The organism is Methanospirillum sp. (assembly GCF_028679455.1).
Lineage (GTDB): Archaea > Halobacteriota > Methanomicrobia > Methanomicrobiales > Methanospirillaceae > Methanospirillum.
Window position 1 is genome coordinate 1 of sequence record NZ_JAJRBM010000251.1, and the last position, 2,712, is coordinate 2,712.

A 2,712-nucleotide genomic window follows, 5' to 3' on the forward strand; every position below is an offset into this window, starting at 1 on the left:
ACTCCGTGCGGTAATTGCTGACCGGATCCACATTTCGAAGCGGGGAACAGCATTTGGCATATTCAATACGGTCTATGGTGCAGGGTTCTTTATAGGCGGAGTACTGGTTGGATGGGCGTATGAGAATTATCAGGAGATGGCACCGATTGTTCCGGCCTTCGTCTCGGTCCTGGCATGCGGAGTCTTCTTCATGATAAAACGGGATATTGGATAGAAACGGGATAACGTTTGTTCATCAGTTTACTCATCCGGAATATGAACTAGTACATACCAGAGATCAGGTGCTGATAGACTAGCTGAAACTGAAGCAATAGCGAATACATCGTTACCAGAGAAACTGGACAGAGTATCTGACAAAACGTTACACTCAAAAAAGGGGAATTACATTCCCATGCCAGGTGGCATACCGCCCATGCCTTCCATCCCTTCCATTCCACCGGGTGGCATTGGAGGTGCAGCTGATTTTGCAGAGGCAATAACATCGTCGATCCTGAGAATCATCCCGGCTGCTTCGGTTGCACTCTTGATCGCCTGGGTTTTGACACGGAGCGGTTCGATAACTCCCTGCTTAGACATATCAACAGCGGTTCCCTCAAAGACATTCAGGCCGACATTCTTCTGACCCTTCTCATGAGCAGCCCGGAGAGCAACAAGCATATCGATAGGATCAAGCCCGGCATTCTCGGCAAGAGTCCTGGGGATGATCTCTAACGCTGCTGCAAACGCTTCTATCGCGAGTTGGACCCGTCCGCCCACCGTCGCAGCATAATCCTTGAGCCTGAGCGAGAGTTCAACTTCAGGGGCTCCGCCTCCGGCGACATACTTCTTATCTTCAAGCACAACCGAGACGACCCGGATCGCGTCCTCAAGAGCACGGTCAAGTTCATCAACCACATGTTCGGTGCCACCGCGGAGGATAACTGAGATCGCTTTTGGATTTTTACACTGTTCAACAAAGATCATCTCTTCGCCGGATACTTTCCGTTCCTCAACCAACCCGGCATATCCAAGTTCTTTGGGTGAAACTGCATCAATGCTGGAGACGACCGGAGCACCGGTTGCCCGTGCCAGTTTGTCCATGTCGCTCTTTTTTACCCGCCTTACTGCAAGAATTCCGGCTTTAGCCAGATAGTGCTGGGCAATATCATCGATAGCCTTCTGGGAGATGACAACCGTGGCACCGGCCTTGATGATCTTATCCACCATCCCCTTGAGGATCCGTTCTTCCTCATTCAGAAATGCCTGCAGTTGGTCAGGCCGGGTGATGGTGATCTCAGCTGATACTTCAGTCTTTGTGTACTCGACTGAAACGTTCAGAAGCAGAATCTTCGCCTTGCTGACAGTTGTCGGCATTCCTGGGTGAACACGTTCCTTCTCAAGAACAATCCCGCGGATTATCTCGGATGATTCAATAGAACCACCGACTCTTTTCTCTATCTTGATATTATCGGGATTCACGGTTCCATCAGGATCTGCTACCATAACTACTGCTTTGGCAACTAGGTCACAGAGGACATCTCTGGCTTTTTCTGCACCCTTCCCGGTCATTGCCGTATCTGCAATCTTTTTAAAGATCTTTTCATCATTAGCTCTGACCGGAATAGCAAGTTTTTGAATTATCTCCTGGGCTTTTTCTGCAGCCATCCGATATCCCTGCACAATAACCGTCGGGTGGACGCTCTGTTCAAGCAACCCTTCTGCACGTTTGAGGAGTTCTCCGGCAAGAACAACAGCAGTTGTCGTCCCGTCGCCAACCTCATCATCCTGCGTTTTGGCTACCTCTACCATCATCTTTGCAGCAGGATGTTCGATATCCATCTCTTTGAGGATGGTAACCCCGTCATTGGTGATGACTACATCACCGATAGAATCGACAAGCATCTTGTCCATCCCTTTGGGTCCGAGTGTGCTCCGTACTGCATTTGAGACCGCTTTGGCAGCGGTGAGGTTCATAATCTGTGCATCACGGCCACGATTTCGTGTGGTTCCCTGAGAGAGTATATAAACTGGTTGTCCACCTAGTTGAGTTGACATTCCTTGATCACTTCGATATAGAAAGAGTTGTTTTGAGGGACTATAAAACAAGTTGTATTAGTTGTACCCTACGGGACTCTCTCCCGGAAACGAAGAAAGTTCCCATTCATACCTGAACATATGCAGTGATTGCATCATCACGGGAGATTTTCCCTAATTATCCTCCCAGACTACTAAAACGTGAATGAAGGTTTTCAAACCCGGATATCATTACAGACTTCCGATCTTCTGCTCCAGGTAGGTAACACCGTCCTCTACTTCTTTCATAGTTCTCCCTCCGGTGAGAATCACTTTACCGGATGAGAAGATGAGGGCGACAATTTTTGAGTCAGGGATACGGTATACCAGTCCCGGAAACTGTTCTGGTTCATACTCGATAGTTTCCAGACTCAGAGCCACAACCATCTTATTCAGGTTGATCTTATTGCCCGTGTCATACGAGCAGACCATATTGGTTATTGCAACAGTCGGGGTATCCAGACAGAGAACTCCGACCTCTTTCATCTTCTTCAGGAGAATCTCCATACCCCGGGCGAGATCCGCATGGTTCTTTACTCCGGTTATTACCACCTTTCCGGAAGCAAATACGAGAACCGCAATTTTTGGATCGGTAATCCGGTATACAGCACCAGGAAAGCGCTTTTTATTGAGTTCACAGTTGTCAATAGTTGTGGATAC

2 protein-coding genes and 1 pseudogene are annotated in these 2,712 nt (G+C 48.4%); 1 reads left to right on the forward strand and 2 read right to left on the reverse strand.

The features are described from left to right. Positions 1-214 (forward strand): annotated as a pseudogene (locus LUQ50_RS08400) (MFS transporter); the annotation flags it as partial. A 167-nt stretch (positions 215-381) separates the two neighbouring features. On the opposite strand, the gene thsA reads toward LUQ50_RS08400, so the two are convergent. Together thsA and LUQ50_RS08410 are read right to left on the reverse strand one after the other, a co-directional pair. After that, a complete protein-coding gene (gene thsA / locus LUQ50_RS08405; protein WP_300039077.1) occupies positions 382-2,034 on the reverse strand; it encodes a thermosome subunit alpha in 1,653 nt (550 codons plus the stop codon). Between the two features lie 210 nt (positions 2,035-2,244). Then, on the reverse strand, positions 2,245-2,712 hold a 468-nt coding region (locus LUQ50_RS08410; protein WP_300039080.1), incomplete at its 5' end, for a TATA-box-binding protein.

Coding starts and splice junctions, on each gene's coding strand:
- thsA (WP_300039077.1), bottom strand. CDS start 2,034: ATGTCAACTCAACTAGGTGGACAACCAGTTTATATACTCTCTCAGGGA.